Annotated in this window: 12 protein-coding genes; 11 read left to right on the top strand and 1 reads right to left on the bottom strand. The window is 41.5% G+C overall.

What is annotated here, in order from left to right; translation table 11 throughout:
• Positions 1–30 precede the first annotated feature (30 nt).
• The 3 genes from FEK29_RS12500 (at position 31) to FEK29_RS12490 (ending at position 4,012) form a co-directional block, all read left to right on the top strand.
• Positions 31–1,092: a cytochrome c oxidase subunit II gene (locus tag FEK29_RS12500; RefSeq protein ID WP_138258776.1), complete on the top strand. Its 1,062-nt coding sequence runs from the start codon at positions 31–33 to the stop codon at positions 1,090–1,092.
• Between the two features lie 39 nt (positions 1,093–1,131).
• Complete coding sequence (locus tag FEK29_RS12495; RefSeq protein ID WP_138258775.1) at positions 1,132–2,961, top strand: cytochrome c oxidase subunit I; 1,830 nt, start codon at positions 1,132–1,134, stop codon at positions 2,959–2,961.
• Between the two features lie 223 nt (positions 2,962–3,184).
• Complete coding sequence (locus FEK29_RS12490; protein WP_138258774.1) at positions 3,185–4,012, top strand: GIN domain-containing protein; 828 nt, start codon at positions 3,185–3,187, stop codon at positions 4,010–4,012.
• Here the strand turns inward: FEK29_RS12490 and FEK29_RS12485 are convergent.
• Positions 4,009–6,273 carry an acyl-CoA dehydrogenase family protein gene (locus tag FEK29_RS12485; RefSeq protein WP_138258773.1) on the bottom strand — a complete coding sequence of 755 codons (2,265 nt, stop codon included), beginning with the start codon at positions 6,271–6,273 and terminating at the stop codon, positions 4,009–4,011. The genes FEK29_RS12490 and FEK29_RS12485 overlap by 4 nt on opposite strands.
• 94 nt (positions 6,274–6,367) lie before the next feature.
• Between FEK29_RS12485 and ruvB the strand changes: the two genes are divergently transcribed.
• The 8 genes from ruvB (at position 6,368) to ruvA (ending at position 17,146) form a co-directional block, all read left to right on the top strand.
• A complete protein-coding gene (ruvB, locus tag FEK29_RS12480) occupies positions 6,368–7,390 on the top strand; it encodes a Holliday junction branch migration DNA helicase RuvB (protein ID WP_138258772.1) in 1,023 nt (340 codons plus the stop codon).
• A 54-nt stretch (positions 7,391–7,444) separates the two neighbouring features.
• Positions 7,445–10,303, top strand: a complete 2,859-nt coding sequence (locus FEK29_RS12475) for a hybrid sensor histidine kinase/response regulator transcription factor (RefSeq protein WP_138258771.1) — start codon at positions 7,445–7,447, stop codon at positions 10,301–10,303.
• A gap of 155 nt (positions 10,304–10,458) precedes the next feature.
• A complete protein-coding gene (locus FEK29_RS12470) occupies positions 10,459–11,025 on the top strand; it encodes a hypothetical protein (RefSeq protein ID WP_138258770.1) in 567 nt (188 codons plus the stop codon).
• A gap of 35 nt (positions 11,026–11,060) precedes the next feature.
• Positions 11,061–11,642 carry a c-type cytochrome gene (locus FEK29_RS12465; RefSeq protein WP_138258769.1) on the top strand — a complete coding sequence of 194 codons (582 nt, stop codon included), beginning with the start codon at positions 11,061–11,063 and terminating at the stop codon, positions 11,640–11,642.
• 38 nt (positions 11,643–11,680) lie between these two features.
• Entirely contained in the window at positions 11,681–12,607 is a 927-nt protein-coding gene (gene queG / locus FEK29_RS12460) for a tRNA epoxyqueuosine(34) reductase QueG (RefSeq protein ID WP_138258768.1), read from the top strand.
• 172 nt (positions 12,608–12,779) lie between these two features.
• Positions 12,780–14,099 carry an MFS transporter gene (locus FEK29_RS12455; RefSeq protein WP_138258767.1) on the top strand — a complete coding sequence of 440 codons (1,320 nt, stop codon included), beginning with the start codon at positions 12,780–12,782 and terminating at the stop codon, positions 14,097–14,099.
• A 103-nt stretch (positions 14,100–14,202) separates the two neighbouring features.
• Positions 14,203–16,497 carry an NADP-dependent malic enzyme gene (locus FEK29_RS12450; RefSeq protein ID WP_138258766.1) on the top strand — a complete coding sequence of 765 codons (2,295 nt, stop codon included), beginning with the start codon at positions 14,203–14,205 and terminating at the stop codon, positions 16,495–16,497.
• 67 nt (positions 16,498–16,564) lie between these two features.
• The gene (gene ruvA / locus FEK29_RS12445; protein WP_138258765.1) at positions 16,565–17,146 is read left to right on the top strand and encodes a Holliday junction branch migration protein RuvA; all 582 of its coding nucleotides are present in this window, start codon (positions 16,565–16,567) and stop codon (positions 17,144–17,146) included.

The following is a 17,146-nucleotide window of genomic DNA, read 5'->3' as shown; positions in this document are numbered from 1 at the left end:
GAGTTTTAAAGTATAATATCAATACATACAATGACTACATTATTGACTTTAGCTGTTTTAGTTCTCGTGGCAATTGCCATTTGGCAAATGACCAAGATATTTGAGTTGTCACAGCTTAGAACAGATAATTCAGAGGTTGCCAATGACAAGGATAACAAGAACAACGGATATCTTATGTTCGCTTTTCTGGTCTTTATTTATGGCATTACCATTTTTAGCTTTGCAAAGTATGGTAAGGTACTTTTGCCTGAGGCCGCTTCGGAACATGGGTCCGATTATGACACGTTGATGTTGATATCCATGGTAATTATCTTTATCGTTCAGATAATTACGCAGGCGCTTTTGCATTATTTTGCTTTTAAATATCGAGGAGAGAAGGGAAAAAGGGCTTTGTTCTATGCAGATAATAACCGTTTGGAGTTTATCTGGACTATTATTCCCGTAATCGTACTCGCTGGTTTGATTCTATACGGTCTGTATACCTGGACAAACATTACGGACGTAAACGACGAGGATGACCCACTGGTTGTGGAACTTTATGCACAACAGTTTAACTGGACGGCCAGATATGCTGGCGATGATAATACACTTGGAAGTGCCAATGTTCGTATGATTGATATTGATAAGGCCAATGTGTTAGGTTTGGATGAATCAGATCCGTATGCAGGGGATGATGTTATTGTTAAGGAACTGCATCTGCCGGTAGGTAGAAAAGTGAATTTCAAAATGAGATCCCAAGATGTACTTCATTCGGCTTATATGCCGCACTTTAGGGCACAAATGAATTGTGTTCCTGGAATGATTACAGAGTTTTCGTTTACACCTACGTATACTACAGAAGAAATGAGGCAAAACCCTGACGTTATTGAAAAGGTAAAGCGTACAAATCAGATTAGGGCTCAAAAATCTGTAGAAACTGGGGAGGTAATAGATCCTTGGGAATTCGACTATGTTTTACTATGTAACAAAATTTGTGGTAAGTCGCATTACAACATGCAGATGAAGATCATTGTTGAAACAGAAGAGGAGTACAACGCATGGATGGCAAGCCAGCAAACGTTTAAAAATACAATGACGGCCAGTGCCCAATAAGAAAAAAATTGTCTATACTATAAAAGAAAAAGTTCGATTATGTCAGCAACAGCACATGCACACGTAGATGATCACGCACATGATGATCATGGACATCATCATAAGGAAACATTCATAACGAAATACATATTCAGTCAGGACCATAAAATGATTGCCAAACAGTATTTTATTACTGGGGTACTTATTATGGGCTTTATTGGTATAGCGATGTCCCTTTTGTTTAGGATGCAATTGGCCTGGCCAGGTGAATCGAATGTCTTCTTCGAGACATTACTTGGGAAATGGGCACCTGGAGGGGTTATGGATGCCGACATATATTTGGCCTTGGTCACCATGCACGGAACAATAATGGTGTTTTTTGTATTAACGGCTGGTCTTAGTGGTACATTCAGTAATTTATTGATTCCGCTTCAAATTGGGGCTAGGGATATGGCTTCTGGCTTTTTGAACATGGTCTCGTACTGGTTGTTCTTCGTTTCTACAGTTATCATGGTACTTTCATTGTTTGTGGAAGCTGGACCAGCGGCTGCTGGTTGGACTATCTATCCTCCATTGAGCGCACTTCCAATGGCGCAACCCGGTTCTGGGATGGGTATGACCCTATGGTTAGTTTCTATGGCCATATTCATTGCCTCTTCGCTATTGGGTTCCTTGAATTATATTGTTACCGTTCTAAATTTGCGTACCAAAGGAATGACCATGACCAGGTTGCCATTAACCATTTGGGCATTCTTTGTTACCGCAATAATCGGTGTAATCTCGTTCCCGGTATTGTTATCCGCTGCATTATTGCTCATTATGGATAGAAGTTTTGGGACATCATTCTTTTTGTCGGATATCTTCATTCAAGGTGAGGTATTACATTACCAAGGGGGATCTCCGGTATTATTTGAACATTTATTCTGGTTTTTGGGCCATCCGGAGGTATATATTGTAATATTACCTGCTATGGGTATCGTTTCGGAAGTGATGGCTGTAAACGCTAGAAAACCAATTTTTGGTTATAGGGCAATGATTGCGTCTATTTTGGCAATTGCCTTTCTTTCTACTATTGTTTGGGGACACCATATGTTTATTTCGGGTATGAACCCGTTCTTGGGTTCTGTTTTTACCTTTACAACCTTGTTAATTGCAATTCCCTCCGCTGTGAAAGCCTTTAACTGGATAACCACCTTATGGAAGGGTAACCTGCAAATGAACCCGGGTATGTTGTTTTCCATTGGTATGGTTTCAACATTTATAACGGGTGGACTAACTGGTATAATCCTTGGGGATAGTACGTTGGATATCAATGTGCACGATACTTATTTCGTTGTGGCGCATTTCCACTTGGTAATGGGAATCTCGGCATTATATGGCCTTTTTGCTGGTGTCTATCATTGGTTCCCAAAAATGTTCCAAGGTAGGATGATGAATAAAAATTTGGGCTTTGCACATTTCTGGATTACTGCAATCGGTTCTTACGGAATTTTCTTCCCGATGCACTTTGTAGGTATGGCCGGTGTTCCGAGAAGATATTATGAGAATACGGCATTTCCAATGTTCGATGAATTGACCGATGTTCAGGCCTTGATGACGGTTTTTGCCCTTATCACCGCCGCTGCCCAGTTGTTCTTTGTTTTCAATTTCATAAGAAGCATATTCTACGGAAAGCGTGGTCCTCAAAATCCTTGGTCTGCAACTACATTGGAGTGGACTACTCCAACAGAGCATATTCATGGAAACTGGCCAGGAGCTATCCCAGAAGTACACAGATGGGCCTATGATTATAGTAAAGTAGATGAAAATAACGAATACATCATTCCAGGTCAAGATTATGTACAGCAACATGTTCCTTTATTTGACGGGGAGGAAGAGTTGCAGCATTAACATAAAATAACTTGTTCAAATGCCTAACTTTTCGGTTAGGCATTTTTTTTTGCTTTAAACATTTTGGGCTTGCCACTTGTTAATTTATAATATCTTTATGTAGCAAAGTGCTTAGTTTTATCTTCTAGTATGATGAAATGAGCCTAACCCATGCTTAATACCTGCTGAGATGTTTATAGGTGAATTTTGTCGGACGTTTAAAAGGTAAATAAATGAAAAACAGATGAAAAAGTTATTGTTTATAGTTTTGGCCCTAGTATTTGGGATTCAGGCTTATGGTCAAAGGAAACCAAAAATAAAGGGAAATAGGAATGTGGTCGAGGTTAGGGAAAGCCTTCCTGCTTTTAATGCAATACAACTGGATGATGATTTGAAAGTATACCTGAAAAAGTCCTCTAGCGAGGGTTATTCCTTGGAACTGGATGATAATTTGGTCGATGTCCTAAAGTTCAAAGTGGAGGATAGTACCTTGTTCATTTCTTCCTTTTATAATATCACTTCAAAAAGAAAGCTTGATATAACCGTTAATTACACAGAACTGAATAAAATCACCATGAACAATGGCGAAATAAGTATGGAGGATGTTATCTCGGGCGATCGCTTGGACGTCCTAACAAGGGAGACATCCCGTTTGGAACTTAATGCCACGGCCGATATTATCAACATACATATGGAGGGTATTAGTTCTGGCGACTTTAATGTGGCCAGTGATTCCCTTGTAATGAACCTCAAGGACCGTATCGATGTCAGAGTATATTCTGCAGGGTCTACCAATAATCTGTTCATGTATGAAAATGCATCGGCAAAGTTGGAGGGTGCCACGGATCTTTTTATGGTCAAATTATACGGAAAAAGTAGCCTAAAAGGAGAGCAGTTGGAGGCAAAACGGGCTATCGTGATCCTAGAAGACTCCCCGGATGCCCGAGTGAATGTTTTGGAGGATTTTCAATTGTCATCAAGAGGTTCCTCCAAAACAAGTCTGTACGGAAATCCCAAGATTACCATTTTGGATTTTCTGGATACTTCACAACTCGATAAGGAAAATAATTAATTGGCAATAGGGGCGGTCAAACAATTGTCCGGAATACCAAAACCGTCCACAAGTACATGTATATGTGGCCTAAGTTCCGTGCATAAGCGTTCCACACGCTGTCGTATGGCCTTGGATTTTGTGCCGCCAATGTAACCTTGTTCCAAATACCAAGAAGCATCCTTTCTAATTTCGTAAAGAGCGAATAAAGTACCCAGTTTTTGAAACAGGGCCCTATGTTTTTCATCTTGGATGTTCTCTGTGAATTGCAAGTAGGTATTATAAGCCAATTCAATGCTATAGGCTTTACCCAATGCCAATAAATGCGTCTGGACCTTAAGAAATGCTTGATAGGACGGTACTCCTTTTTTAATGTAATCCCTAATGCGCATCGCCAAGGTATACGTCAATCTCCGGGTTCTATAATCAAAGGCGTGCTTGTGGAATTTGGGGTTGTATAAATGTTCTGTATCCACCTTGTTGGAGTAAATGGGATTTACCGTGGCCAATTTATCCGATAATTGCTGGCTCAACAGTTTTAAAACGGAAGAGAACCCTGCACTGTTGAATTCCGATTTAAAATCTGAGAGGACTCCCTTGGCCGCCAGTTGCAAGAGCACGTTGTTGTCCCCTTCAAAAGTGGTAAAGATGTCCACATCGCCTTTGAGGTCGGCAATACGGTTTTCCAAAAGGTATCCTTTGCCACCACAGGCCTCTCTACACTCCTGGATGGTAGTGTTGGCATACCAGGTAATAATGGATTTGAGTCCGGCTACTTGGGTTTCCACCTTCCGTTTGTCCGGCTGACTTTCATCGCAATAAATCTCCATCATTTTATCTAAGGTGGCATTATAAACATAGGCACTGGCAACCAAGGGAGTCAAACGTAATTGATGGGTAGGATAGTCCATCAACAGGTCTTCCTGTATTTTGATGCTGTCATTGAATTGCCTTCTCTTTAAGGCATGTTTAACGGCGATTGTCAATGCCATTTTGGCCCCGCCCAGACCGGCGCGGGCCACACAGATACGACCTCCCACCAATGTTCCCAACATGGTAAAAAAGCGTTTGTTTGGATTTTCGATTTCCGAATAATAGACACCATCGTCCGTAATCTTACCGTACTTGTTGAGCAAATTTTCTCTGGGCACTTTTACTTGGTTGAACCATATCTTTCCATTGTCTACCCCGTTCAAACCCAACTTGTAACCGTTGTCCTCTATCCGGATTCCGGGGAGCAGTTCATGCTTTTCATTTCTCAGTGGGACAAGAATGGCATGTACTCCTTCATTTTTGCCATCAACGATGAGCTGGGCAAAAACAGAGGCAATCTTGGAATGCAAAGCGTTGCCTATGTATTCTTTGTTGTCGTTTTCACCAGGAGTGTTAATAATTAGGCTGTCATCTTCCTTTCTATAGGTTGCCGTGGTTTTGATGCCCCTAACATTGGAGCCATGTCCCGTTTCCGTCATTGCAAAACATCCCAAGAGGGTTGCCTTTCCGGCATCGGTTAGATACGTGTCGTGATGATATTTTGTGCCCAGTTTTTGGATACTTCCTCCAAAAAGTCCGAATTGAACCCCAAATTTTATAGTCAAACTACCATCCACGTACATTAGGTTTTCAAAAATAGTTGCATACCCTTCCATGTCGCCCGTACCTCCGTATGCACTCGGATACGCCATGGCGCCATATCCGTTTTCTGCCAAAAACTTAACTTGCTCCAGAACTACCTCCCTAAAATCTTCTTTTTGTCGATGAACGTCCCAATCGAAGAGGGAATGTTGAATGAATTCTTGAAACCGGTCAATGACTTGGGCATGTTTACCCTTAAGGATGACAGAAAGTTCTTCGGCTACATACGTATTGGCACTGGCGATGTGTTCAACTTCCACCTCAAACAAATGATTGTAGTGATTGGGCTGGATGCCCAAGTTGACTTCAATATTTTTTAGATGCTCGTTAAAGGGGCAGGTTTCGTGATAATGACAGACTACTTTTTGACTGAAGGTTGTCAACGGATAGGTTTCCCCTTCCAGTAATTTGATGCCCGAATTGGAGATGGTCTGTTTCCAATTTTTGAATTCCTCATTCTTAGGAGGGTTTTTAACCTGTAACCAAGAGTTCAAAAGGACCTTTTCCATATCCGATAGGCTCGTATCCTTTTCGATGGCTCTTTCCACAACATTGACCTCGGAAGCGGATACGAGGTCATCGGACCAAATAACATAAAAAAAGGGAATGTATTGAAGGATTCCCGGGGTGTAAATTTTCTTTTCCATTTTTTGAAAATACAAATTTCTCCCTGAAATTCTATGGAATAAAGAAAACAGTGGTTCAAAAAAATAACGAGTGTTTCCCTATCTTTGTTGGTGTATGAATGAATACCTAGACCCGTCCAAAAACGGTTTTTCCGATGCCGAACTAGATATAGAGAGGGCTTTGCGCCCCGTAAGTTTTGATGACTTTACGGGTCAGGAGCAGGTCTTGGAAAACTTAAAGGTTTTTGTGGAGGCGGCCAATCGAAGGGGGGAAGCTTTGGACCATACGTTGTTTCATGGTCCTCCGGGATTGGGAAAAACTACACTTGCAAATATATTGGCCAATGAACTGGGCGTAGGTATTAAGATAACCTCCGGTCCCGTGTTGGACAAGCCTGGGGATTTAGCGGGACTCTTAACCAATTTGGATGAACGGGACGTACTTTTTATTGATGAGATCCATCGGTTGAGTCCCATTGTGGAGGAGTATCTCTATTCCGCGATGGAGGATTACAAAATCGATATCATGATAGAAACGGGCCCTAATGCCCGTTCGGTCCAGATAAACCTGAACCCGTTTACCTTAATTGGCGCAACGACCCGATCGGGACTCTTGACCGCTCCCATGAGGGCCAGGTTCGGTATTCAAAGTCGGTTACAGTATTACGATACGGAATTGCTTTCTACCATTGTTCAAAGAAGTGCGGATATTTTAAAAGTTCCGATCACCAATGAGGCGGCCATAGAAATAGCGGGAAGAAGTAGGGGAACCCCTAGAATCTGTAATGCCTTATTGAGGAGGGTTCGAGATTTTGCACAGATAAAGGGCAACGGTAAAATAGACATCGAAATTTCCAAATTCGGTCTAAAGGCCTTAAATGTAGATGCCAATGGTTTGGACGAGATGGACAATAAAATATTGACCACCATCATTGATAAATTTAAGGGAGGCCCGGTAGGAATAACCACGTTGGCCACGGCCGTATCGGAAAGTGCAGAAACCATTGAAGAGGTCTACGAACCTTTTTTAATCCAACAAGGTTTTATAATGCGCACGCCTAGGGGTCGGGAGGTGACCGAGTTGGCCTACAAGCACTTGGGAAGGATAAAAGGGGGTATACAGCCTGGTTTATTCTGAAGTTTCGTTTTTCTTTTTATCTTGTTACAGACCTAATTAATCGGTTTGCAATAGATGCGTTTCTTTCAGTATACCCTTTTTCTTTGCCTTATCAATTCAGGATTAATCTTTTCACAAGAAAACGTCTATGTGCTGGACACATTATATCCGGTCCATTCCCTCGATCACGTTCTAAAGGTGTATCCGGATATCAATGCTGTTTTTACACCCAAAAAGATTGTTGCCGATACCACCCTCTCTTTTCTCCAAGGAGATGAATTGCCCCGATATCTAGAGGTTGGAACCACCTATTGGGGAAAACTCAGCTTAAAAACAAAAGAACCATTAATTGGCTGGACCTTGCATTTTGAAGATAAAATGATCGGTCCACCGGCATGGACTAAAAGTAATGGAACCGTTGACGTCTATGGGTATGTAGACAAGGAATTTATATTCCATCAAAAAACGGGAGTCGAATATCCAAAGAAAGAAAAGACATATAAGGGTAATTGGATTATGAATGCGATTACCTTAGATTCACTGCCCGTCAATAAGGTTGTAGAAGTTATAATCAAGGTTAAAGGCAATGCTATGGGATATCCGGCCTATTTCAATTTGACTGCTAGAAGCCCTGATCAACCCTATTACCATCAGTTTAACCAGTACCACAGTAGTTTCAATATTTTTTTATTTGGTGTTACGTTCATTATATTGCTTTATCATTTTTTGCAGTACATCTATTTGAGGGAACCTATTTTTCTTTGGTTCTGTATCTGGTTGGTTTTTTGTACCCTAACCCAGGCTATGACCGTAGGGTTTATCATTGGTGGTTTGGCTAAGTTTCGCTACATAACATGGTTACTAATAGCAAATGGAATTTTTTATTCATTTTGGTTTTTTGGTAGGGCGTTTATAGATTCCAAAATCAAATTTCCAATATTGGACAGAGTGATGCTAGGCCTAGCATTGTTCATCTTGGTGGAGATACTTTTAACAACTGTTTACGTTCTATTATTAGAACCCCAAACATCCTTCACCGGGGTAGGTTTTCACTATGTTTTTCTAAATGTTTATGCCGTTGCTAGCTTGATAGTGTCAATTGTTATTGCGCTTAAGAATGATGCATTCGCCAGATATTTTGGAATTGGTTCTATTGTCGCCAGTATTGCTCTCGTAATAGGAACACTTTGGTCAATGGACTTGATGAATCCCCCATTTAGACTTGACCCTTATGCCACGGGTATTTTTTTACAAATTATTATATATTCCTTCGGTATTGCGTATAGGCGTCAAACTATAGCCAAGCGAAATGAAAATGAAAGAGTGGAAGCGGAAAAATCGCGTTCTGAGATTCTTCGTATGAAGGATTTAGATGAGCTAAAGACTCGATTTTTTACCAATATTAGTCATGAGTTCAGAACGCCGCTAACTTTGATTCAGGGGCCCCTAGAGAATGCCAAAAGAGTGCAAAAGGACAATGGGGTACAAGGTGTGACCTTAAGTGAAACGGAATTTAATATTGTGCAAAGAAATTCCTCCCGTTTGCAATCCTTGGTCGATGAACTATTGGAACTTTCCAAATTGGAGAGTGGGAAGACAATACTTTCCCTAACTAAAAATGATATTATACCATTTTTAAAATTGATGGTCTATTCATTTGAAAGCACCGCGGAACGTGCCGGTATTTTCTATGAGGTAACGTTCAGCTCAGATTCGGAAATTGGCTATTTCGATGCTGATAGGTTGGAGAAAATAGTCAACAATCTGTTATCCAATGCATTCAAGTATACCAGCCAAGGGGGAAAGGTTACCGTCAATGTTGATTTTAATAACGGCAATCTTGACTTTTCTGTTTCAGATACTGGTAATGGAATCTCAAAAGAAGATATTGGCAATGTTTTTGATCGGTTTTATAGAGTGGAAGGCTCTGAACGTAATGGTTCTGGAATCGGGCTTGCATTGACAAAGGAGTTGGTCGAATTGCATCAGGGAGAAATAAAGGTAGAAAGCTCCTTAGGGAAAGGCACCGCATTTTACTTAAAAATACCCATTACTTTGGAAGGTCTCCCCAAATCAGCCATGATAGTTGAGGCCCAAGCACCAACAGATACTGAAGAAGGGTATTTTGAAACATTTACCACGCTTAGTGAAAAAGGAAGTAATAGGTCCAAAAGGGATTTGCCAATTGCATTGATCGTAGAAGATAATGAAGATTTAAGAAGTTATGTGGGCTGCATTTTAGAGGGACAATATGAAATTTTACTTGCTAAGGATGGGGAGGAAGGTGAGAGGATTGCTACGACTGAAATACCGGATATTATCATTAGTGACGTCATGATGCCCAAAAAGGACGGATTTGCCTTATGTGACACGTTAAAGACGAATAGCAAGACGAGTCATATCCCCATTATATTACTGACCGCCAAGGCCGGCCAGGACAATAAGATGCAAGGACTTTATCAGGGTGCCGATGCCTATTTAACCAAACCTTTCGCTTCCGATGAGCTTTTGGTACGTATCAAAAATCTAATAGGTTTAAGAGAAAAGCTTTGGATAAAGGTGAAGGAGTTAGATGGTCTCCTGGTGGACGACCTTTCCTTAAATTCAATGGAGGATGAATTTCTTAAAAAGGTTTTTAAGGTCATCAACGAACACCTGGAAGATTGTTCTTTTTCCGTAGAGCTACTTGCCAGCTCTGTGGGTTTTAGTCGTGCCCAATTACATCGAAAATTAAAGGCGTTAACAAATAAATCTGCCAATCAGCTTATATCCGAAATTCGTTTGAATAGCGCATTTAAACTTTTACAGAATTGTACTGGTAATGTTTCTGAAGTTGCGTATAGTGTTGGTTTTTCCAATCTCTCATATTTTGCCAAGAGCTTTAAGGAAAAGTTTGGAATCTCTCCAAGCGAAGTGGCTGTCATTAGAAATTAGAGGCTTTTAAGCTATTGATAATCAATGTTTTTATTTAGGTGAGACAAATCTGTTAAGATATGCGACATTTTTGTCAAACACATATGTAGCTTCTTTTGACCTTAGCGATACTGTTCCCCAAAGGACAAATAATATTTCATTTAAATCGTATCGTTATGAAAACATTAAAAGGCACAATTGCAAGTTTAGGAAGTCTATTATTACTCATAGTAGTTACTTCCTGTTCAAAAGAGGAGACTACTACTACAGAAAACGAGCTTGAATTGGTATCCGTAAAAGCAAAGAAGGAAACATTGGAATCCCAATTGAAAAAAGTTAATAGAGCAACCATGCGCTATCACAGCTTTGAACAGGCGAAAAAGGCAGGCTATGCCGATCCTTATCCATTTAATCCATCTATATATGTTCCCAACATGGGCTTCCATTATATCAATGTAGGACTTATCGATGGTGAATTTGATATGGAAAAACCAGAAATTCTCCTGTACGTGCCCAATGAACAAGGTCAGCTAAAATTGGTAGGTGTCGAGTACGCGGTTCCAAAGGCTATTTCTCCTACACCTCCAGAAGGTTTTGTGGGAGACGCGGATCACTGGGATGACAATCCCAATGTGGCGGGAGGTTCATGGACACTGCACGCCTGGATCGTTGAAGAGAACCCCAATGGAGTATTTGCAGAATTTAACCCTAATGTGCCTTTTAGTGACCCTTCCGATAATTAGGCCTATACGGATTTAACAACCAAAAAAGAAAGAAGATGAAAAATAAATTAATCGCGATCATGACCTTTTCGGTATTGATATTGGCCTCGTGCAACCGGCCTAAGGAAAAGAAGGTCGCAGTAATAGAGGAAGCAAACGTTAAAACGGTGAATTTAGAAGAGCGAGGTGAGTATTTGGTAAGTATAATTGGCTGCGCAGATTGCCATACGCCCAAGAAAATGACTGAAATGGGTCCTGTGCCGGACATGGACCGTTACATGATGGGATTTGACAGTTCCGGAGCTTTACCGCCAATCCCTGAAAATGTTCCTTTAGGCCCTTGGGCTTTGTTTGCAGGGGATTTAACGGCTGCAGTTGGACCTTGGGGAACCAGCTATGCCGGTAACCTTACGCCTCATGAAACAGGTATAGGAAGCTGGACATTAGACCAATTCAAGAAGGCAATTAAAGAGGGAAAATATAAGGGACTGGATGGTTCTAGACCAATTATGCCTCCAATGCCCGTAGAGGCCTACAGAAGTATGAATGATGAGGATGTCGAGGCGATTTTTGCCTATCTAAAATCTTTAAAACCTATTGAAAATGTTGTGCCGGTCTATATACCGCCTACTTCCTGATTAACTATTTTAAATTAAAATTAATGTACCTTCGGAATATGAACCGAAGTATATTGTCACAGCGAATAAAAACCGAAGCCAAGCGCCTCGGTTTTTTGTCTTGTGGTATATCCAGGGCAGAGTTTCTTGAACAGGAAGCCCCAAGACTGGAGCGCTGGTTGAAAAAAAACATGCACGGGGAAATGGGGTACATGGCAAACCATTTCGATAAACGACTGGACCCTCGCTTGCTGGTGGACGGGGCCAAGTCAGTGATATCCTTGTTGTTGAATTACTTTCCAAAAGAAACTCAAGAAAAAGACACCTTTAAGGTTTCCAAATATGCATATGGTGAGGATTATCATCATGTGATCAAAGACAAACTAAGGCAATTGCATGATTTTATATCCGAAGAAATCGGTGAGGTGAAAGGGCGTGCCTTTGTTGATTCAGCACCGGTTTTGGACAAAGCGTGGGCAGCAAAAAGTGGTTTGGGATGGATTGGGAAGAACAGCAACCTATTGACGAAAGAGGTCGGTTCCTTTTATTTTATAGCAGAGCTTATTATCGATTTGGAATTGGATTACGACACACCTGTTACGGATCATTGCGGGACCTGTACGGCCTGTATCGATGCCTGTCCCACCCAAGCTATTATAGAACCCTATGTCGTGGACGGCAGTAAATGTATTTCCTACCTTACGATAGAACTCAAAAATGAAATTCCGACCGAGTTCCAAGCTAAAATGGACGATTGGATTTTTGGCTGCGATGTTTGTCAGGATGTATGTCCATGGAATCGGTTTTCAAAACCACATAAGGAACCTTTGTTCAATCCGCATCCGGAGTTGTTGTCCATGACCAAAAAGGACTGGGAGGAGATAACGGAAGACATTTTTAAAAAAGTGTTCAAAAAATCGGCTGTGAAAAGGACCAAATTTTTTGGATTGAAAAGGAACATTGAATTTCTACAAAAAGAGTCCTAAACCACTACAACGTTATAGCTGGGTTTTGATTTCTAATTATCCTTCTATTTATATTTACTTTTCGTTAATTATACTATATTGCTAGACGACTTTTTATGAGGATTCAAAAAAAGGGATTGTTGTATTTTGTCAATCCCGTAATTACTTTCTATAAAATCAAATATCAGATTGTATGCAACTAACCAAACCAAGTCTTAGCTTCTGGCAGATATTTAATATGAATGTGGGATTTTTAGGCATTCAATACAGTTTTGGCCTTCAACAAACCGCTATCAATCCCATCTTTCTCTACTTGGGGGCGCCAGAAGAAATGTTGCCGATATTGAACATCGCAGGACCGGTAACAGGATTGGTGGTTCAGCCAATAATTGGCGCCATGTCAGATAAGACCTGGTCTCCAAGATGGGGAAGACGAAAGCCTTACTTTTTGATAGGCGCACTCATTGGAAGTATATGTTTGTTCATGTTTCCTTCAAGTCCGGTTCTTTGGTTTGCTGTAGGCCTTCTTTGGATTTTGGATGTGGGAAATAACATGGCCATGGAGCCCTATAGGGCTTTTGTAGGGGACAAGCTTCCAGAAAAGCAGTTCAGCCTTGGATATCAGATGCAAAGTTTGTTTGTAGGTGCAGGTATTTTATTGGCGAACGGGTCCATCGTTCTTTTTCAATATTTGTTCGGGGATGAATCGGTAGAAGTAGCGGGTTCCATTCCTACTTGGCTGTATTATTCCTTTTACATTGGAGGTATCCTTTCGATTACCACCATTTTATGGTCGGTATTGAAAACTCCGGAAATACCGCCATCGGACGAAGAACTGGAGGAGATAAACTCCGCCAAGAAGAAACCTTTGGCAGCCCGTATTGCTACACCTTTTGCCGAAATAAAGGATGCGGTAAAAAACATGCCCGTTTTCCTATGGAAACTCGGGGCGGTTTATCTGTTCCAATGGTATGCTTTATTTGTTTACTGGCAATATATTACCCCCTTGTTCAAAAGCACTATGGGGTATTCCACTTCGGAAGCTGCTTCGCAGTCGGCACAAATGAGCCTTACCTACAACATAGTAACCATGGTGGTAGCTCTGGGATTAGTGCCCTTGACTTTAAGATTTGGAGGCAAAAAGGTATATGCCTATAGTTTGGTCGGAACCGCCATTGCCCTGTTTTCCATTCCGTTTATTAATGACCCGTTACTGGTATTGGCGCCCATGGTATTGTTCGGAATTGGATGGGCGGCCATGATGGGCATACCTTATACAATGGTTTCTAAGGTAGTGCCTCAGGAAAGAAGGGGAGTCTATATGGGGATTTTAAACATGATGATCGTTATCCCTATGGGTATAGAAACGCTCACTTTCGGTCCAATTTATAAATACCTATTGGGAGGTGAGGCAATTAACGCAATGCTTTTCGCAGGTACCTTTTTTATCATTGCAGCTTTCTTGGCTATGCGATTGAATGTAGGGAAAGCAAAAACCCTTGTCGATTTATAAATTAGGGATTCATTTATTAATCTATAATACTTTCGATAAAAAGGCCTCTTTTTCATCAGGTTTTCTGTAATACCTTTACATTTGTTATTTAAATTCCCAGAAAATGAGCAAGGAAAAGCAACGAAGGGAGGCATTGGTCTATCACGCCAAACCACAGCCCGGTAAGATTAAAATAGTACCCACAAAACCCTATAGTACGCAGCGCGATCTTGCATTGGCCTACTCCCCTGGAGTAGCGGAGCCTTGTCTCGAAATTGCTAAAAACAAAGAGAACGTCTATAAATACACTTCAAAAGGAAATTTGGTGGCCATTATTTCCAACGGCACCGCTGTTTTGGGATTGGGCAATATTGGGCCGGAAGCCTCCAAGCCCGTAATGGAAGGTAAAGGACTACTCTTTAAGATTTTTGCCGATATAGACGGAATCGATATCGAGGTGGATACGGAGGATGTGGATAAGTTCATCGAAACCGTAAAAATGATTGCCCCAACTTTTGGGGGAATAAACCTTGAAGATATTAAGGCTCCCGAAGCCTTTGAAATCGAGAGAAGGTTAAAGGAGGAACTCGATATCCCCGTAATGCACGATGACCAGCACGGCACGGCCATAATTTCCGCGGCCGCTTTCCTGAACGCCCTCGAACTTGCAAAGAAAAAAATTGAAGACGTAACCATCGTTGTCAGTGGGGCAGGGGCGGCCGCCGTATCCTGTACAAAGCTTTACAAGGCCTTTGGGGCAAGGGCGGAGAACATAGTTATGTTGGATAGCAAGGGGGTTATTAGAAAGGATGCCGAAAACCTTTCGGAAGCCAAGAAGGAATTCGCTACGGATAGAAAAATAGACACTTTAGAGGAAGCGATGGTTGGGGCCGATGTATTTATCGGGCTTTCCATAGCAGATATTGTAACTCCGGAAATGCTACTTTCCATGGCGGACAACCCCATTGTATTTGCCATGGCCAATCCTAATCCGGAAATCAACTATGACCTGGCCATAAAGACCCGAAAGGATATCATCATGGCCACGGGCCGTTCCGATCACCCCAATCAGGTGAACAATGTGCTGGGATTCCCGTTTATTTTTAGGGGCGCTTTGGATGTGCGGGCAACTGGGATCAATGAAGAAATGAAGATGGCGGCCGTAAAGGCCTTGGCCCGACTCACAAAACAGCCCGTACCGGAACAGGTGAATATCGCCTATGGGGAAACCCGACTCACCTTCGGGAGGGACTACATAATCCCAAAACCTTTTGATCAACGATTGATACACGAGATACCACCGGCCGTGGCCAAGGCCGCTATGGATAGTGGTGTGGCCAGGGCACCCATTGAGGATTGGGACAAGTACAGGGAAGAATTGATGCTGCGTTCAGGAAACGATAACAAAGTGGTTCGTTTGTTGCACAGCAGGGCACGATCAAATCCCAAAAAAATCGTTTTTGCCGAAGCGGATCATTTGGATGTCCTAAAAGCGGCACAGATCGTATATGAAGAAGGTATCGCGGAACCAATTCTACTTGGTAGAAAGGATATTATTTTGGAGTTGAAGAAGGAACTGGAATTTGATGCCGATATTCCAATTGTAGATCCTTTATCCGACGAATTTGACGAGCGGCATATTAGATATGCCACAAAGTATTGGGAAAGTAGAAAAAGGAAAGGCACTACCTTGTATAGCGCTAAAATAAAAATGAGGGAGCGGAACTATTTTGGAGCCATGATGGTACTGGAAGGGGATGCGGATGGTATGATTTCAGGATATTCCAGGGCCTATCCTACCGTAGTGAAACCTATTTTGGAGGTAATTGGTAGGGCGACTGGTGTTAAGAGGGTTGCCACAGTAAACATTATGATTACGGAAAGAGGACCGCTTTTTTTGGCGGATACTTCAATAAATATCGACCCAAATGCGGAAGAGTTGGCCGATATTACGCAAATGACCGCCAATGTGGCCACTACCTTTGGGTTTGATCCCGTAATCGCACTTTTGAGCTATGCAAACTTTGGTTCTTCGCCACATCAAAACGCCATAAAGGTGCGTGAGGCGGTACGAATTCTACATCAAAGTAATCAAGATTTAGTGGTCGATGGTGAAATACAAATGGATTTCGCATTGAACAAGGAGCTTCATGAAAGTAAGTTCCCTTTCTCCAAACTGGCGGGCAGAAAGGTAAATACTTTGGTCTTTCCAAATCTTGAATCGGCCAATATAACCTATAAGATGCTGAAGGAATTGAACAAGGCAGATTCCATCGGCCCCATTATGGTGGGATTACGAAAATCTGTACACATAATGCAATTAGGTGCAAGTGTTGAGGAAATAGTGAACATGACGGCCGTTGCGGTCATTGATGCCCAAGAGAGGGAAAAAAGAAAACAGGCTAAAATAACAAAATAAAGGTTTAATAATTACTTGGTCTCTGAGGATATAATTTTCAGCGGATAACAACCAACAACCAAAATAAATGATTCACCATTTAAAGGGGAAATTAATAGAAAAGAACCCTACCCATATAATTGTTGAATGTAACGGGGTGGGCTATTTCGTAAACATATCCTTGCATACTTTTTCTAAATTGCCGGATGCCGAATTGGTGAATATTTATACCCATCTTCAGGTCAAAGAGGATTCCCATACCCTTTTCGGTTTTTCGGAAAAATCGGAACGGGAAATTTTCAGGTTGTTGTTATCCGTTTCTGGGATAGGATCTAGTACGGCCAGAACGATGTTATCCTCAATGTCACCCGTCGAAATCAGGGATGCAATAGCCAATGGGAACGTGCCGGCTATCCAGGCCATAAAGGGCATCGGTGCCAAGACTGCGCAACGTGTCATTCTGGACCTGCGCGACAAGATTTTAAAAGTCTACGATATAGATGAAGTTTCCTTAACTCCAAACAATACAAATAAGGATGAAGCGTTATCTGCTTTAGAGGTTCTGGGTTTTGCTAGAAGACAGGCTGAAAAGGTAGTAGATAAGGTTATTTCCCAAGACCCCTCTTTAAGCGTAGAGAACATTATAAAACTGGCGCTGAAAAATTTATAG

The sequence above is a fragment of the Maribacter aurantiacus genome, assembly GCF_005780245.1.
Taxonomy (GTDB): domain Bacteria; phylum Bacteroidota; class Bacteroidia; order Flavobacteriales; family Flavobacteriaceae; genus Maribacter; species Maribacter flavus.
Note: the sequence above shows the minus strand (reverse complement) of the source record. Positions and strands in the feature narration are given on the sequence as shown.

Bases quoted from the DNA above. Each gene is read 5' to 3' on its own strand.
- FEK29_RS12500 (WP_138258776.1), top strand. From the start codon at position 31: ATGACTACATTATTGACTTTAGCTGTTTTAGTTCTCGTGGCAATTGCC.
- FEK29_RS12495 (WP_138258775.1), top strand. From the start codon at position 1,132: ATGTCAGCAACAGCACATGCACACGTAGATGATCACGCACATGATGAT.
- FEK29_RS12490 (WP_138258774.1), top strand. From the start codon at position 3,185: ATGAAAAAGTTATTGTTTATAGTTTTGGCCCTAGTATTTGGGATTCAG.
- FEK29_RS12485 (WP_138258773.1), bottom strand. From the start codon at position 6,273: ATGGAAAAGAAAATTTACACCCCGGGAATCCTTCAATACATTCCCTTT.
- ruvB (WP_138258772.1), top strand. From the start codon at position 6,368: ATGAATGAATACCTAGACCCGTCCAAAAACGGTTTTTCCGATGCCGAA.
- FEK29_RS12475 (WP_138258771.1), top strand. From the start codon at position 7,445: ATGCGTTTCTTTCAGTATACCCTTTTTCTTTGCCTTATCAATTCAGGA.
- FEK29_RS12470 (WP_138258770.1), top strand. From the start codon at position 10,459: ATGAAAACATTAAAAGGCACAATTGCAAGTTTAGGAAGTCTATTATTA.
- FEK29_RS12465 (WP_138258769.1), top strand. From the start codon at position 11,061: ATGAAAAATAAATTAATCGCGATCATGACCTTTTCGGTATTGATATTG.
- queG (WP_138258768.1), top strand. From the start codon at position 11,681: ATGAACCGAAGTATATTGTCACAGCGAATAAAAACCGAAGCCAAGCGC.
- FEK29_RS12455 (WP_138258767.1), top strand. From the start codon at position 12,780: ATGCAACTAACCAAACCAAGTCTTAGCTTCTGGCAGATATTTAATATG.
- FEK29_RS12450 (WP_138258766.1), top strand. From the start codon at position 14,203: ATGAGCAAGGAAAAGCAACGAAGGGAGGCATTGGTCTATCACGCCAAA.
- ruvA (WP_138258765.1), top strand. From the start codon at position 16,565: ATGATTCACCATTTAAAGGGGAAATTAATAGAAAAGAACCCTACCCAT.